The sequence below is a fragment of the Nocardia sp. CC201C genome, from assembly GCF_030010695.1.
GTDB classification, from domain to species: Bacteria; Actinomycetota; Actinomycetes; order Mycobacteriales; family Mycobacteriaceae; genus Nocardia; species Nocardia otitidiscaviarum.
Map to the genome: position 1 here is coordinate 1 of NZ_JASCXP010000152.1, position 15,308 is coordinate 15,308.

Here is a 15,308-nt window from a genome sequence, read left to right on the forward strand (position 1 = left end):
TCGTTGATGGTCTGGAAGTACTGCAGGACCGACACGACCGCCACCGGAGCGGTGATCAGGATGGTGCCGGCGATGCCGATCAGGCTCGCGCCCGCCGCGGCGCCCAGGAGGCAGCCGATGATCGGGCCGGAGCCGCCACCCAGGGCGACCGGAAGGGTGATGGCAGCACCGAACACGATGCCGAGACCGCAGCCGACCACGCCACCGAGCACGGTGGTGGTCAGACCGGCCAGGGTGCCCGCCAGGCTGATCTGGTCCTTCATCCGGGAGAAGGCCGCCTTCTCGCGGTCGTAGGGGGTCTTGAACTGGTCGGGCGCGGCGAACGGCACCGCGACCGGCTTGTAGACCGCGTGCTCCATGTCGAGCTGCGGGGTCAGGGTGGCGGTGTTGCCGCTGATCTCCGCGGCGATCGGGAAGACGAACTCGTCGACCTGCGCGGTGAGCGGAGCGCCGCCCATCACGGTGCCGTCGGCGTTCTTGATCTTCAGGGCGCCGTCCTCGACCGCCAGCGATCCGACGTCGGTGGTGAGCGTCAGGCTCTTCTCCTGAATCTCATAGGAGACATTGACACCCTTCGGTGCCGGAGCCGGGTCGGCGTGCACGGTGCCCGCGGTGACGCCCAGGGCAGCGATAACCATGGCCGACGTCGCGGCGAATTTCCTCATCAGCATTCTTTGAAACCTCGATACGAAGAGCTCGGGGGGACACGGGAATACAAATCGAGGTCAGCTAACGATCGGTGAACCTACTGTGACCGTTCATTCAATTCTTGTTCACCACAGCGCCGTACGCGGTGGTCGGCTCCTGGAAACACGCAGGTCGCGACCGACTTTCTCGAACCTTCCGGACGGAATCGACAATCCGGACCAGCAAGTTTGTGTTCGAGATCACAAATAATCGAGGTATATCCGTGACCGAATCGGGCGAATGTCGCGAGTTGGCGGCGAAATTGCGACATTTCGGCGCGGATTCCAACCTACGGCGGTATTCGGTGTTTCCACCGCGTATCCGAATGCGCGCAGCCGGAACGCCGCCGCTGTGCTCGTCGGGTTACCTGACCCCCGGCTCGCCGCGAAACTCGGTAGGGTGCTGCTGTGCGACTGCTCGTAACCGGTGGCGCCGGCTTCATCGGCGCGAACTTCGTTCATCAGACCGTGAACCGACGGCCCGGCGTCCATATCACCGTGCTGGACAAACTCACCTATGCCGGAAACCGGGCCTCACTGGACCCGGTGGCCGACCGCATCGAGTTCGTGCACGGTGACGTCGCCGATGCGGCACTGGTGGACCGGCTGGTCGGGGGTGTGGACGCGGTGGTGCATTTCGCCGCCGAATCACACAACGACAATTCCCTCGCCGATCCGTGGCCGTTCGTCCAGACCAATATCGTCGGCACCTTCGCGCTGCTCCAGGCGGTGCGCAAACATCAGGTGCGCTACCACCACATCTCCACCGACGAGGTGTACGGCGATCTGGAACTCGACGATCCGGCCGCGTTCACCGAGGACACGCCATACAATCCGTCCAGTCCCTATTCGGCCAGCAAGGCGTCCAGCGACATGCTGGTGCGCGCCTGGGTGCGCTCGTTCGGTATCCGGGCCACACTGTCCAACTGCAGCAACAACTTCGGCCCCTACCAGCACGTCGAGAAATTCATTCCGCGGCAGATCACCAATCTCATCGACGGTATCCGCCCCCGCCTCTACGGCGCCGGCCATCAGGTGCGCGACTGGATCCACGTGGACGACCACAACAGCGCGGTATGGGAAATCCTGGAGCGCGGGCGCATCGGTCAGACATATCTCATCGGCGCCGACGGCGAACGCGACAACAAATCGGTGGTGCGGCTCATTCTGGAGGCATTCGGCCGCGATCCGGACGACTTCGACCACGTCACCGACCGTCCCGGCCACGATCAGCGCTACGCCATCGATTCCACGCTGCTGCGCACCGAACTCGGCTGGAAACCGGAATACCGCGACTTCCGCGCGGGACTGGCCGCCACCATCGACTGGTATCGCGGTAACGAATCCTGGTGGCGGCCGCAGAAAGCCGTCACCGAAAGCGCCTACGCCGCCGCGGGCGAGAAAGTCCTGTAGGCCGCGGAACTCGCGTAGGCCGCGCGTGCTCGTCGCTAGGCTCGCGCGGCTCACCGGGTGATGGTGGGCCGCGCGATCTCCGGCGCGCCGCGCGGTTTCAACCCCGGGTTACTCAGCCCCAGACGATGGAGCAGTATTTCGCGGCCGCGGTGACGAGTGCGAAAACGCTGGCGGAGACGATGACGACGGCCGGTCCGCGTGACGGCGTACGCCCCTCGGAATCGGTGAGCCGCAACGGCATCCAGCGCAGCACCACCGCCATGGCGGCAATGGCCAGCGGGACGAAGTACCGGCCCTGCACACCGTCGATGATGTAGTAGCCCACCGGGGTGAAGGACATGTACAGCGTCACGTAGATCATGGCGACACTGGCCAATACGGTCAGCGCGACAATGGCGGTGCGCGCGTTGCTCGCCCCCGGCAAACGATCGGCAATGCCGACGCTCACCGCGAAAGCGAGCAGGCAGGCCAGCATCGTGATGGCCGGAACATCGATGTAGGCGAAGCCCAGTTCACCGAAGAACTGGGTGAACCAGCGCTGGTCGCGCAGCCACACACTGTCGCCGAACACGCTCAGGAAGCGCAGCGGATCGCTCAGGATCTCCGAGAGCTGATCGCCCGGCCGCACGGTGCCCCACTGGTGCCGGGGCCGCATCAGGCTCATGCCCTCACCGGTCGGGGCGGCGATCTTCATCCACGCCGCGAACACGCCCGCGCCGACGGCCGCGACCACCCACGGCAGGAAGCGCAGCGGTCCGCGCAGACCGTAGCGACGCGCCGGAATCAGCACGGTGAGCATGGCCAGCAGCACGTAGGTCGGCTTGCTGATCGGCAGCAGCACCGTGGCGGCGAGCGCCGCGACGGTCTCCGGGCGGGTCAGCCGGTCACCGAGGAACAACCCCTTCACCAGCAGCGCCGACACCAGGATGGCCAGCGCGTTGGTCATGGTGTCGGCCGTGACCGTGCCCGCCTGGAAGACCGCGATGGGCAGCACCGCGACCGTGAACGCCAGCCACTGCACCCGGTGCCCGCGCAGGGTCCGCAGTGCGAAGCCGACGATCAGCACGTAGGCCAGCAGACCGGACAGCCGGGTCACGGTATTGAGCGCGCCGACACTCAGGTCGAGCGCCTCGGAGAGCCGAATGCCCAGGGCCGCGGGGACATACGGAACGGGGGAGTAGGCGGCGGTATTGGTGAACCACACATCCCGGGTCTCCGCCGTCACCGGTGCCGCGCCGAGGCGGTCGTAGACGCCCGGATCGGCCACCATCGGATCGGGTTCTTCGGGATTGTTGTTGTAGTCCCCGAACGCGTAGCTCATCAGCGCGTCGATGCTGGTCGGCACCTGACCGCCGTAGGCGACGTCGCGATCGTCGGCGATCTCCTCCGGGGTGAACCCGCCGTGCGCCACCTGATACGCCCGCCCGAACTGGGTGATCTCGTCGTGGCCCCAGAACGGCGGGGTGGCGACGGCGAACAGCGCCCCGAAGACCCCGGCCACCACGACGAAGGCCAGCGCCGCCGTACCGAACCGCCGTTCGACGGCGTCGACGATGCCGCCGAACCCACCGGGCCGCGCCGCGCCGACTCCGACCTTGGCGGGCTGGGCGCGCTCGTCGGCGGCGACCGCTTCGGTCGCGGTCGCTGTGGCGCTCGCGCTGTCGGACACAGCGGTTTTCGCGGTGCTCACGGCGTTCGGGTGCCGGACCTCGTCCCAGATCGGGGTATCGGTGGACGCGACCGGTCCGCCGTCGTCCGACGCGGCAGCGACCGCCGTATCCGAGGTCGTGTCGGCGCTGTCGCCGCCGGGCATCCCGTTGCCATTCTTCGATTCCACCGCGCCATTCTGCGCCGCGGAGGCGGAGTCTCCGGTAGACGCCGCGGCAGAGTCTCCGGTAGACGCCGCGGCCGAGTCTCCGGTCGACGCCGCGCCGGATCTGTCGGATACCGAGGTCATCGGCGCGAACCGCCGGAATGCTCGGGCTCCCGTTCTCCGGCTCCGACGGCCGAGTAGCGCAGATAGATCAGTCGCGCGGCCTCGTGCCGGGAGCGCTTGATGCCGTCGAGAATCAGACCGGCCGTCCACGCGAGCGTGCCGAACAACAGCAGCGTGAAGCCGAGGAACAGCGTGGGGAATCGCGGTACCTCGTGAATCCGATAGAACTCCACCACGATCGGAACGATCAGCACGACCGACAGCAGCCAGGCCAGCGTGCCGAACATCCCGTAGAAGGCGACCGGTCGCTCATGCCGCGCCAGGCCGATGATCAGGCGCAGGATCTTGAACCCGTCGTGATAGGTGCGCAGTTTGGATTCACTGCCCGCCGGGCGATCCCGGAAGCCGACCGGCACCGCGGTCTGCGGCACCCGCAGATGCTGCGAATGCACCGTCAACTCGGTCTCGATCTCGAACTCGCGCGACACCGCCGGGAAGCTCTTCACGAAACGCCGGGAGAACACCCGGTACCCGCTCAGCATGTCCTCGACGTTCTCGCCGAACACCTTGCCGACCACGCCGTTGAGCACCTTGTTGCCGGTCTCGTGCCCGACCCGGTACGCGGATTCGCCCGCGAGTTCCCGCCGCACCCCCAGTACGTGGTCGTACGGGCCCTCCAGCAGCGTCTTGATCATCAGCGGTGCGGCCGAGGCGTCGTAGGTGTCGTCGCCATCGATCATCAGATAGATGTCGGCCTCGATATCGGCGAAGGCACGGCGCACCACGTTGCCCTTGCCCTTGCGGTACTCGGTCCGCACGATCGCTCCGGCCTCGCGCGCCCGCTCCGCGGTCGCGTCGGTGCTCAGATTGTCGTAGACGTACACGACGATGCCCGGCACGGCGGCCTTCAGGTCGGTGACGACCTTCGCCACCGCGGCCTCTTCGTTGTGGCACGGCACGATGGCGGCAATGCGAAGCTCGGTGGACTCCACCCGGTCAATCCTTGCGATTGGAAGGGATAACGACATCGGGAGGGTACAGGCAGTGACCCCCGCCGCACCCGCTCACCCTCTCATCCCTCCGGCTTACCCGCACCCCGAGCCCGCATGCCTCGCGTGTCGGTTCCGACTCGCCGTACGACGGCCCTGCTGCCGCCGCCGGGCCGGGTGTGCGCGGTCGGACGGTCTCGCGCCCGCGACGGATCGCGGATCTCCGTTTCTGCGGTACCGTCGGCCCGGTGTCCACGAGTGAGCCCACGGTCACCGAGCCGGATCGAGGCGTGTCCCTGACCGGCAAGGCGCGCGCGTTCCTGCGTAAGGGCGGCGCCTTCCTGGTGGTCGGCGCCATCGGATTCCTGGTCGACGCGGGCACCTACAACGTGCTCGTGTTCTGGGGTGGCGAAGGCCCGCTGTTCCACGCCCCGCTGCCCGCCAAGATCATCGCCATCGGCGTGGCCACCGTCGTCACCTATTTCGGCAACAAATGGTGGACCTACTCCGATCACGGGGGCGAGACCGGCACCCGCCACATCCTCGTCTACGCCCTGCTCAATGTCATGGCCATCGGACTGCAACTGAGCTGTCTGGGTTTCTCCCGCTATGTGCTCGGGCTCGACAGTCCCTTGGCGGACAACATCTCCGGAACTCTGGTGGGCCAGGCGGTGGCCATGGGCTTCCGATTCTGGGCGTACGGGAAGTTCGTTTTCACCGGCCCGCGCGACAATGACGGCTAGCGCGGGTTCACGGTGCTCGGCGGCGGACGCATTGATATTCTCGCCCCGCCGAGCGCGTTCGTGGAACTGCGTCCACGTCATGGTTGAGCCGGTTCCTGTGGTAATTCGTTCTGTGGTAAATCGAGGGATAAGGGATTCATGGTGGACCAGTCGGGTGGGCAGGCCGTGACCGAGATCAGCGACCGGGAGGCCGTGGCCGCACCGGAGGCCTTGCGTGCCGATCACGCCGCACCGGAGCGCCTCGTGCTGGCGCGCGGTGTCTTCACCGGCCCCGCGCCGCGTATCAGCGACGATCTGTACGCGGTCGTCAAGGGCGGCAAGGCGACCCGGGAACGTTTCACGCTGCGCCTGCCCAAGGGCGCGAGCGCGCACACCAACACCTACTTCGGCCGTTTCGCCGCCAGCTACTGGCAGCGCTGGACCACGGTCACCGAGGTCGAGGCCGCCCTCACCCTGGAGGTGACGGGCAAGACGCTGGTCCGCCTGGCTGCCTCCGATATCGCGGGGCACCGGCGCGTGGTCGCCACCGCGGAGACCCGCGAGAGCGGCCGCGTCGCGCTGCGCGCCGCCTTGGACATGTATGTCGACGGCGGGGCCATCTGGCTGGAGATCGACGCCGTCGGCGGTGAGGTGTCGATCAGCGATCTGCAGTGGACCGCGCCCGCGCCGGAGCGGGTGCGCCCGGTGGCCATCGCCATCTGCACCTTCAACCGGGCCGAGGACTGCGCGCACACGGTGGCGGCGCTGGCCTCGGATCCGACCGTGCTCGATGCCATCGACGCCGTCTACGTCGTCGACCAGGGCACCGACCTGGTGGCCGACCGCCCGCTGTTCCAGCAGACCCAGCCGCGGCTGGGCGACAAGCTGCGCTACATCCGGCAGCCGAATCTCGGTGGGGCGGGCGGTTTCACGCGCGGCCTCTACGAGGTGTCGGCGGCCAATGAGCACGCCGACGTCATCCTCATGGACGACGATATCCTGTGCGAGCCCGAAACGGTGCTGCGGCTCAACGCCTTCGCGAACGTGACCGTGGAACCCACGCTGGTCGGCGCGCAGATGCTGTTCCTCTACAACCCCGACTACCTGAACGTCGGTGCGGAGGAGACCGATCTCGGCAAGCTGCGGCACGGCCAGAAGGTGTCGAAGGCGCTGCGCAACACCAGCATGCTCAAGAAGCATCAGGAGCGCCGCGTGGACGCCGGGTACAACGCCTGGTGGACCTGCCTCATCCCGGCCGAGGTGGTGGCGCGCATCGGGCTGCCGGTGCCGATCTTCTTCCAGTGGGACGACGTCGAATACGGTCTGCGCGCCCGCGAGCACGGTTTCGTCACCGTCACCCTGCCGGGCGCCGCCGTCTGGCACGCGGACTTCTACTGGAAGGACTTCGACGACTGGGCGCGCTACTTCTCCTCGCGCAACTCCCTCATCGTCTCCTCGCTGCACACCGACCTGGACCCCAAAGCCGTTACCCGGCAACTGCTCCGCGAGATCGGCGAGTACCTGGTCGGCATGCAGTACGGCCTGGCGCACACCACTCTCCAGGGCATCGAGGACTACCTGAAGGGTCCGGAGGCCTTGCGCGACGGCGGCCAGGCCGCACTCGCCGCTGCCCGCTCCTCCCGCGCCGACTATCCGGAGACCGTCAAGCATTCGGCCGCCACCGCCCCGGTTCCCAACGCGCACATCGGCATCCGCCGCGCGGGCGGCGAACCCAGCCGCCCGCTGCTGATCCTGTTCAAGCGCGCCATCACCCAGTGGACCGGCCGCACTCAGCCCGGACCGGTCGGGGTCACCCGCGAGGACGCGCACTGGTGGCACATCTCGCTGTTCGACCACGTGGTGGTCACCGACGCCTCGCAGTCCGGCGTCCGAATCCGCAAGCGGGACAAGGCCACCGCTCGCCGCCTGCTGCTGCGCGCCATCCGGGTGCTGCGGCAGCTCCGCCGCGAACTCCCCGACCTGCAACGCCGCTACCGCGCCGCCATGCCGGAACTCACCAGCCGCCGCAACTGGAAACGCCTCTACGGCATCGACGCCGAGTGACGACGCGCTGAAACGCGATCTCTCGGAGCGCTGAAAAGCAAAGCGGCCGTGTCCGATCGGGCACGGCCGCTTCGTTCTTCGCGGGACCGCCCCCACAGCGATCGGGCGACGCTTCGACCCATCGAATCTGTCACGCCTGCCAGCGAATCCGCAACCAAGTTTTTCGGCCTAGCGCGCGGCGGTGAGCAGGGCGCGGGTGGCCGACGGCAGGTCTGCTTCGAGCCAGTCGGGCAGGCCGTCACCGTGGGCGTGCCTGCGGATGGCGGCGTAGGGCAGGTCGACGATGGCGCGGGCCACCGCGTCGAGTTCGCGCGGGCCGTCGCTGCCGTAGATGCCGCGGGCAATGCGGTGCAGGTGCTCGATGAGCGGCGCGTTCATGGTGGTGAGGCGGTCGCCGAACGCCGTGTCGGGTGCCCCGTCGAGCAGATCGCTGGGCCTCAGGTTGAGCAGCAGGCGGGCATCGTCGAGGGATTCGCGGCCGAAGGCGACGGAGGCGGCGCAGATGGCCACCGCCGCCTCGATCGGATCGTCCACGGCGGCGGCCTCGAGCACCCGGGCCTGGAAGCGCTCCAGCGCGCGGATCCACGCGGCGGTGAGAACCCCGTTTCTATTGCCGAAGCGGTGGTAGAGGGTGCCCACGGGCGCGCCGCTGGCCTCGGCGATGGCGGCCACCGAGGCCGCGCGCGGGCCGTCACGCAGCACCAGCGAGCGGGCTGCGTCGAGGATCACGTCGGTGTTGTGCTTCCGGGGAGGTGCCATGAACTAGTACAGTCCTTCTATATGGAGCGTTTGCCCTATATCGATCAGCATTCCAGGATAGTCGCCGCCGATCGGGAACGGACCTGGGCAGCCCTGCTGCGATCGGCCAGCGGTAATCCCGACGATCTCAGCACACTGCCGCACGGATTCGGGCTCGACGAGGCCGAGCCGCCCCGACGTTTGACACTCACCGGCGCGAATCGGATCACCAGCTACGGCATCATCTGGCGGCTGGAAGAGGTGGACGCGCACCGCACCCGGCTCACCGCCGAGAGCCGGGCCGAATTCCACGGTGTCATCGGAAAGATCTACCGTGCCCTGGTCGTCGGGACCGGCGCGCACGCCTTCGTCGTGCGACGGCTGGTGCGTCGCACCGCGGCGGCGGCCGAGTCATGACACCCGGGCAGGTGTGGGGTGCCGACCCCGGCGAACTCGCCGCTCGAATGCCCTGCGACAGTGTGATTTCCAGCCCGTCGTTGATCTGTGACCGGGCGGTCTCCATCGCTGCCCCGCCCGCCGTCGTCTTCGCCTGGCTGTGCCAGCTGCGCGCCTCCCCGTACAGCTACGACCTGCTCGACAACCTCGGCCGCCGCAGTCCCCGGGAACGCGATCCGGAATTGACGAATCTGGCGGTGGGGCAACGCTTCATGGGCGCGTTCGACCTCGTCGACTGCACGCCCGGCGAACACATCACCCTGGGCACGTCGCACGTGGCGGTCACCTACGCGGTGCGCGCGCACGCGGACGCGGGCAGCCGCCTGCATGCCCGGGTGCTCTTCCGGGGGCCGCGCATCATCACCGTCCCGCTGGCGTTCGGCGATTTCATCATGATGCGCAAGCAGCTGCTCACCCTGAAGGAGTTGGCCGAGCGGGAGGCACGGGCGGCGGCCTGACCCCTCGGCGCTGCGGAGAGCCGAGGGGTCGGGGCCGTCTCGATCAGCCGGCGGAGCCGCTGGGGCCCGAGGCGGGCGGATCGTTGTCGACCTCGGCGTGGTCGTGACGGATGGTCTGCGCGAACGTCGGCACCGGGCGACCCGGCTCGAATACGGGCGGTGGCACGTCCACGGTCCCGTCCAGCCGCGTCGTCGGCGGCTGCGACTCCCAACTGCCCGGCTCGGTGAAGGCCGGGCAGTTCACCTGCACGTCCACCGTCGCGCGGGGCGATACATAGGTGGATACCGGCACACTGTCGTAGATCGTGTTGCCGCCTACCCCGCAGGTCGCGACCGAGTCGATCCGGTACGTGTCGTCGGTGTCGTTGCGACAGGTGAAACCGTCGCAGGAGATGCCCGGCGCGAGTTCCTGAGCGGTCGCCGCGGGTGCCGTCATGGCGACAGCACCCGCGAACAGTGTGGCGGTGCCGATCCCGATGAGAAAACGTCTCTGCCCCATAGGATTTACCTCCTTCGGTGTGAAAACTTTCGTACCGAAGGTTTATCGGGCGAAGATCATTTCAGTTACGCAGCGCCGCAAGCTGTTTCGTTCACAGGAAGAGGTCCGTGGTCAACGGCCCATCGCCCGGCACCACCCGGTATTTGTCCAGATCGGTGACCCCGTGTGCCGCCAGCACCTCGTCGTCGATGAAGAAATTGCCGCTGGTGTCCTTGGCCGGAGAGGTGAGTACCAGATAGGCCGCGTCGGCGTAGATGTCCGGGGTACGGGAGGTGGCGATCATCTGTTCTCCGCCGAGCAGGTTCTGCACCGCCGCGGTGGCGATGGTGGTGCGCGGCCACAGCGAGTTCACGCCGATGCCGTACTTGCGCAGTTCCTCGGCCAATCCCAGCGTGGTGAGCGACATGCCGTATTTGGCGATGGTGTAGCCGAGCGAACCGCCCGCCCATTTCGGGTCCAGGTTGAGCGGCGGGGACAGGGTGAGGATGTGCGGGTTGCGGCCCGCCGCGGCGGAATCCTTCAGCGCCGGGATGCAGAGTTTGGCGAGCAGGAAGCTGCCTCGGCAGTTGATGTCCTGCATGAGGTCGTACTTCTTCATGGGCAGCACCTCGGTGGGCGACAGGTCGATGGCCGAGGCATTGTTGACCACCATGTCGATGCCGCCGAAGCGCTGCGTGGTGAGCTGGACCGCCTCGGCCACCGCCTCGTCGTCGCGGACGTCGCCGACGAACTTGAGTACCTGGCCACCCGCCTGCTCCAACTCGGCCGCCGCGGTGTGGATGGTGCCCGGCAGCTTCGGATGCGGCGTATCGGTCTTGGCGATGAGCGTGATGTTCGCCCCGTCCGCCGCCGCCCGCCGGGCGATCTCCAGTCCGATCCCGCGGCTGCCACCCGACATGATCATGGTCTTGCCCGCCAGCGGCTTCGCAGCGTCTGTCATGGGTACCACTCCTGTTCGTCTGCCTTCGCCCCGTTTCGATCATCCGCGCGTCGGCACGCGAACGGGGTGAAAACCTGCCGAATCGGACACTAAGCGACGGTCGGTCTATATGCAACTAGGTGCATAGTGATCGCGCGCCCGACGCCGAAAGATCGGACGGTCGGCGGCGCCCCCGCCGACCGTCGCGGTTCTCGCCCTCAGTGGTGGCCGCGGTCCCTGTACATGCGCCGCTGCTGCTTGGCGATATCCCGCCGGACCTTCGTGCGCTCGGCCCGCAGCCGGTGATCGGTCCGCGCCGCCATCCACTCGTTCTCCCGCGAGAGCTTGCGGTAGCTGTCGAAGCGGCGCTGCGGCAGCGCACCCGAATCGAGGGCCTCCCGAACCGCGCACCCGGGCTCCCGTTCGTGCGCGCAGTCGCTGAAACGGCAAGCCGCGGCGAGGGATTCGATATCGCTGAAGGTGCGGCCGATACCCGCGCTCGCATCCCACAGGCCGACCGAGCGCAATCCGGGCGTATCGATCAGCGCGCCCCCGCCGGGCAGCGGGCGCAGCTCCCGGTGCACCGTGGTGTGCCGCCCCCGCTTGTCGTTCGCGCGCACGGCATCGGTGGCGAACACCTCCGCGCCCAGCAGTGCGTTGGCGAGCGTGGATTTTCCGGCTCCGGACGGACCGATGAGCGCGACCGTGCCGGTCAGCACCGACACGAGCACATCCATCCCCAGCCCCGTCGACGCGCTGACGCTCAGCACCGTCGCCCCCGGCGCGACCGCCCGCACCTGCTCCAGCGGAACGGTCACGGCCGCATCGGCTTTGGTCAACACCACCACCGGTTGCGCCCCGGATTCCCAGGCCAGCGTGAGCAGACGTTCGATCCGCCCGAGATCCACATCGCCGTCGGCGGGCGAACAGATGAGCACGGTGTCCACATTGGCCGCCAGCACCTGATCGGCCGACCGCGCCCGGGAATCCGAATGCCCCGACACCGCCGCCCGCACAATGGCGGTGCGGCGCGGCAGTAGCATGCGCACCACCGCGTCGTTCAACATCCGCCGGGTATCCGGCCGCGCACCGGAGTCACTGCCCAGCCCGACCCAGTCGCCGGTGCACAGCCCGCTCACCTCGGAGTCGGCGCGCGGGCAGCGGGCGCGCACGACCACCGCCGTCATCCGGTCGGGCAGTCGGGTATCGGAAATCGGTACCGCCACTTCGCATTCGCTGCGCTCCATGCGCAGCACACGGGCCGGTACGAGGGTGTCGCCGAGCAGCGGCAGGCAGTCGGCGGCGACGGCCGGAGTCCAGCCGTAGGGAATGAGCAGGTCGTAATCGACCACAGACATGATGGGAGAGTCCTCGATAGGGCACCGAGCCCTTCCCGGGACTCAGTGCGGGCAAGTGGAGATGGATACCGACCGGGCGAAACCCCGCCCCGGCACGACAATCCGCGGTGTCGTTCGCATGTGTATCCACCTCCCATCTCTCCTCGAGCGGTCACCGACCGCGAGCCCGACAACGAACGGCATCACCCTGCCAGCGGCGGGGCGACGGCCGCAACCTATTTTTCCGGTGTCGGCTTGTGGAACTGTTCGCGGCGGCCCAGCCGCTGCAACCGCAGCCACTCCATGAGTCCGGCCGGGTCCTTCTGCTGGATCAGGAAGAACCACCCGAACCGCGCCACCTCCTGCGGCAGCAGCTTGCGCATCCCCGGCTGTGACATCAGATACCCGCGATTGCGGTAGGTGAAGTACCGCTTCACGGGATCGTCCGGGTACTGGGTGTGCATGCGCCCACCGAGAATCGGCTTGAACTCCGCCGACCCGTTGGGATGCAGGTAGGCGGTCTGCAAGCAGGTGCCGAACGGCAGCCCGGAGCGCACCAGCCGCCGATGCACCTCCACTTCGTCACCGCGCACGAACAGCCGCAGATCCGGCACGCCGATCACATCCACGGCCTCCGCGGAGACCAGCGCGCCATTGAACAGCGAGGCGATGCCCGGCAGGAAATCCTCCTCGCCGAGTTCGGAGCGCAGCCGCCGCCACACCAGGCCGCGCCGCAGCGGGAAGGCCAGCCGATCCGGTTCGTCGATATCGGCCACCACCGGCGACACCTCGACCAGACCGTGCCGCTTCGCGCAGTCGAACAGCGTCTCCAGCACCTCCGGGCCCTCGGGTCGACCGTCGTCGTCGGCCAGCCACACCCAGTCCGCGCCCATGGTGAGCGCGTGCAGAATGCCCAGCGCGAAACCGCCCGCGCCGCCCAGATTGTGTTCCGAGCCCAGATAGGTGGTCTCGATGGGCTGCTCCCGGACCAGCTCGCCGACCTCGGGTTCGTTGCCGTTGTCCACCACGATCAGGTGATCGATGGGGCGAGTCTGCGCGCTGAGTACCTTCAGTGACTCGGCGAGCAGTTCGCGGCGCTTGTGGGTGACCACCACCGCGATGATCCTGGCACCGTCGTAGATCGGCGAATGCTGATCGGTCATGCGGGATTTCGCTCCATCTCACGTTCGCGTTGCAGTTCACGCAGCACATGCGCCACGTGATCCCCGGCTTCGTCGCCCTCGTAGGCGCGCACCACTTCTTCGATTCCGCCGTGCATCCGAACATGCCCGTGGTCGATCCACAATGCCGAATCGCACAACTGGGCAAGAAATTCGTTCGAATGACTGGCGAATACCAGGATGCCCGAACGTGAAACGAGTTCTTGGAGGCGCACCCGCGCCTTCTTCATGAATTCCGCGTCGACCGCGCCGATGCCCTCGTCCAGCAGCAGGATTTCCGGGTCGATGGAGGTGACCACGCCCATAGCCAAGCGCACCCGCATGCCGGTGGAATAGGTGCGCAGCGGCATCTCCAAATAGTCACCCAGCTCGGTGAATTCGGCGATCTCGTCGATCTTGGCGAGCATCTGCTTGCGGGTCTGCCCGAGGAACAGGCCGCGGATGATGATGTTGTCGTACCCGGAGATCTCCGGATCCATGCCCACGCCCAGATCGAAGACCGGCGCGACGCGGCCGCGAATGCGCGCGGTGCCGCGACTCGGCTCGTAGATGCCCGAAAGCAGCCGCAGCAACGTCGATTTGCCCGCACCGTTGTGGCCGACCAGACCGACCTTGTCGCCCTCCTTCAAGGACAGCGAGATGTCGCGCAGCGCCTCCACGACCACCACATCGGACTGGTTGCGCCCGATCGCGCCGCCCGCCTTGCCGAGGAACGCCTTCTTCAGCGACCGCGACTTGGCGTCGAAGATCGGGAACTCCACCCACGCGTTCTGGGTCTCGATACTCACATGTTCGGTCATGCCATCACACCCAGTACGGGACGCGGGAACGGAATTGCTTCATAGCCAGTATCGCCACCGCCCAGCCGAGGAGGGTGATCGCCGACACCACTATCCAGCTGCGCAGATAGATCGGATCGCCCAGCAGCGGGGCGCGCACGATCTCCAGGTAGTGATACGTCGGCACCAGCTCGACCAGTTTCGCGCGCTCGCTCACCGCGCCGCCCTGATCGTGCAGCGCCTTGGTGGTCCACATGACCGGGGTGAGCACGAACAGCATGAGCGTGGTGCTGCCCAGGATCGGCGCGATATCGCGGTAGCGGGTGCTGAAGATGCCGAAGAAGATGGTCACCCACATGGCGTTCAGGAACAGCAGCAGGATTCCCGGAATCGCCAGCAGGACGGTCCAGTCCAGATTCCGCCACACGCCGAACAGCACCAGCATCAGGACGTAGATCCCGGCATTGTGGATGAAGAAGAGGAACTGCCGCCACACCAGGCGGTAGACGTGCACGCTCAACGCCGAGGGCAACTGCTTGATCAGCCCCTCGTTGGCGATGAACACATCCGAGCCCTCGAGGATGCTCGCCGAGATCACACCCCACACGATCAGGCCTACCGTCACATACGGCAGATACTCGCGCAGCGGCTGATCCAACAGGGTCGAATAGAGGATGCCCATGGCCGCCGCCTGCAACCCGGTGGCGATGGTGATCCAGAACGGCCCGAGCACCGATCTGCGGTAGCGCTGCTTGATGTCCTGCCAGCCGAGCGACAGCCACAACTCGCGCTGGGAGAAGCCCTGGCGGAAGTCCTTGAACGCACGGCGGAACGACTGGGAGTCCGACACTAGCGGCACCGGGGAGTCGGCGGTGGGCGCCTCGAGCGTCGCCGAGTCGGTGGGAGCAGCAGCAGGCACAGCACCTGACTGTACCGCCTCCCCGAATCTTCAGCGGGCGGCTGTCAGCCGTTGGCTGTTGTGCATCCGTGCCCGCGTTGGGTGCCGAGCCGATGCTGGGCGTACCCGGGGAGTTACCCGCATCGTGCGAGATCAGTTGTCACGTTCGACGCAGTGGGTGCTGGTGTCGGGGGGGGGGGGGGGGGGGGGGGGGGCCCCCCCCCCCCCCGGGG

At 67.4% G+C, this 15,308-nt stretch carries 15 protein-coding genes; 5 read left to right on the forward strand and 10 right to left on the reverse strand.

What is annotated here, in order from left to right:
- On the reverse strand, window positions 1–671 hold a 671-nt coding region (locus QK444_RS17465; RefSeq protein ID WP_282781599.1), incomplete at its 3' end, for a hypothetical protein.
- A gap of 423 nt (window positions 672–1,094) precedes the next feature.
- Between QK444_RS17465 and rfbB the strand changes: the two genes are divergently transcribed.
- The gene (gene rfbB, locus QK444_RS17470; protein WP_282781600.1) at window positions 1,095–2,099 is read left to right on the forward strand and encodes a dTDP-glucose 4,6-dehydratase; all 1,005 of its coding nucleotides are present in this window, start codon (window positions 1,095–1,097) and stop codon (window positions 2,097–2,099) included.
- Window positions 2,100–2,211: 112 nt separating this feature from the next.
- Here rfbB and QK444_RS17475 read toward each other — a convergent pair whose 3' ends face one another.
- Entirely contained in the window at window positions 2,212–3,936 is a 1,725-nt protein-coding gene (locus tag QK444_RS17475) for a DUF2142 domain-containing protein (protein ID WP_282781601.1), read from the reverse strand.
- Window positions 3,937–4,052: 116 nt separating this feature from the next.
- Complete coding sequence (locus tag QK444_RS17480; protein ID WP_282781603.1) at window positions 4,053–5,027, reverse strand: glycosyltransferase; 975 nt, start codon at window positions 5,025–5,027, stop codon at window positions 4,053–4,055.
- A gap of 245 nt (window positions 5,028–5,272) precedes the next feature.
- On the opposite strand from QK444_RS17480, the gene QK444_RS17485 reads away from it, so the two are divergent.
- Both QK444_RS17485 and QK444_RS17490 read left to right on the forward strand, forming a co-directional pair.
- Window positions 5,273–5,767: a GtrA family protein gene (locus QK444_RS17485; RefSeq protein ID WP_244961442.1), complete on the forward strand. Its 495-nt coding sequence runs from the start codon at window positions 5,273–5,275 to the stop codon at window positions 5,765–5,767.
- Window positions 5,768–5,905: 138 nt separating this feature from the next.
- On the forward strand, window positions 5,906–7,810 hold the full coding sequence (locus QK444_RS17490) for a glycosyltransferase (RefSeq protein WP_282781606.1): 1,905 nt from the start codon (window positions 5,906–5,908) through the stop codon (window positions 7,808–7,810).
- Window positions 7,811–7,978: 168 nt separating this feature from the next.
- Here the strand turns inward: QK444_RS17490 and QK444_RS17495 are convergent, their stop codons facing one another.
- Entirely contained in the window at window positions 7,979–8,569 is a 591-nt protein-coding gene (locus tag QK444_RS17495) for a TetR/AcrR family transcriptional regulator (RefSeq protein WP_282781608.1), read from the reverse strand.
- A 21-nt stretch (window positions 8,570–8,590) separates the two neighbouring features.
- Here QK444_RS17495 and QK444_RS17500 point away from each other — a divergent pair, with 21 nt between their 5' ends.
- Window positions 8,591–8,965: a hypothetical protein gene (locus QK444_RS17500; RefSeq protein WP_282781610.1), complete on the forward strand. Its 375-nt coding sequence runs from the start codon at window positions 8,591–8,593 to the stop codon at window positions 8,963–8,965.
- Entirely contained in the window at window positions 8,962–9,462 is a 501-nt protein-coding gene (locus QK444_RS17505) for a hypothetical protein (protein WP_282781612.1), read from the forward strand. The genes QK444_RS17500 and QK444_RS17505 overlap by 4 nt, the downstream gene beginning before the upstream one ends.
- A 43-nt stretch (window positions 9,463–9,505) precedes the next feature.
- Here the strand turns inward: QK444_RS17505 and QK444_RS17510 are convergent, their stop codons facing one another.
- The 6 genes from QK444_RS17510 to QK444_RS17535 all read right to left on the reverse strand — a co-directional run bounded on the left by QK444_RS17510 (window position 9,506) and on the right by QK444_RS17535 (window position 15,096).
- Entirely contained in the window at window positions 9,506–9,961 is a 456-nt protein-coding gene (locus QK444_RS17510; protein WP_282781614.1) for a hypothetical protein, read from the reverse strand.
- A 91-nt stretch (window positions 9,962–10,052) separates the two neighbouring features.
- On the reverse strand, window positions 10,053–10,901 hold the full coding sequence (locus QK444_RS17515; RefSeq protein ID WP_282781616.1) for an NAD(P)-dependent oxidoreductase: 849 nt from the start codon (window positions 10,899–10,901) through the stop codon (window positions 10,053–10,055).
- 197 nt (window positions 10,902–11,098) lie between these two features.
- The gene (rsgA, locus tag QK444_RS17520; protein WP_282781620.1) at window positions 11,099–12,232 is read right to left on the reverse strand and encodes a ribosome small subunit-dependent GTPase A; all 1,134 of its coding nucleotides are present in this window, start codon (window positions 12,230–12,232) and stop codon (window positions 11,099–11,101) included.
- A 221-nt stretch (window positions 12,233–12,453) separates the two neighbouring features.
- Window positions 12,454–13,380, reverse strand: a complete 927-nt coding sequence (locus QK444_RS17525; RefSeq protein ID WP_143983263.1) for a glycosyltransferase family 2 protein — start codon at window positions 13,378–13,380, stop codon at window positions 12,454–12,456.
- A complete protein-coding gene (locus QK444_RS17530) occupies window positions 13,377–14,198 on the reverse strand; it encodes an ABC transporter ATP-binding protein (protein ID WP_029930376.1) in 822 nt (273 codons plus the stop codon). Before QK444_RS17530 ends, QK444_RS17525 begins: the two co-directional genes overlap by 4 nt.
- Window positions 14,199–14,202: 4 nt before the next feature.
- Entirely contained in the window at window positions 14,203–15,096 is an 894-nt protein-coding gene (locus QK444_RS17535; RefSeq protein ID WP_282781618.1) for an ABC transporter permease, read from the reverse strand.
- Between the last annotated feature and the right edge of the window lie 212 nt (window positions 15,097–15,308).